Origin of the sequence: Pseudomonas sp. RA_35y_Pfl2_P32 (genome assembly GCF_963970735.1) — a bacterium.
GTDB lineage: Bacteria > Pseudomonadota > Gammaproteobacteria > Pseudomonadales > Pseudomonadaceae > Aquipseudomonas.
The window spans coordinates 1-431 of record NZ_CAXAQF010000384.1 but is presented as its reverse complement, the minus strand read 5'-3'; the positions used below and the strand labels follow the sequence as shown (position 1 = coordinate 431).

The 431-nt window shown below is 68.7% G+C and carries 1 protein-coding gene; it reads right to left on the bottom strand.

Annotation, left to right across the window (positions count from 1 at the left end; genetic code table 11):
* Positions 1-431, bottom strand: a 431-nt coding sequence (locus tag AACY45_RS28820; RefSeq protein ID WP_339548883.1) for a CpaD family pilus assembly lipoprotein, incomplete at both ends; no start/stop codon positions are given.

Below are 431 nucleotides of genomic sequence, written 5' to 3'. Positions count from 1 at the left end.
GCCGAGGCCAATTGGTCGGCGACCGCGCTGCCGCCTTGCCCGCGCACCAGGTCTGCCGGGTTGGCGACCATCGCGGCGAGGTTGGCGTTCATCGCGCAGCCGTGGTTGGAGGAAGTATTGGCCTCATATTCGGTCGAGGTGTCGCGGCTGTAATCGGGACAGCCCGGAACCGTCGCCTTTGTGCGGCTGACGATGACGCGTGCCATTCCCGGCGTAACGGCCGCACCGACCAGCGGGGCCTCGTCGGACACCAGCAGGCCATAACGCGACGCTTCGCGGGCGATATCGTCCTTTACGCCGCCGCTCGAAGGCGTGGGATTCTCGACCGCGACCTTGTCGCCATAGCCGACCCGCAACGACGCCATCCACCCGGCGAGGCGCTGCGCTTCGCCCGGGGCCAGGCCGTCGCCGCTCGTCGCGACATCAATGGC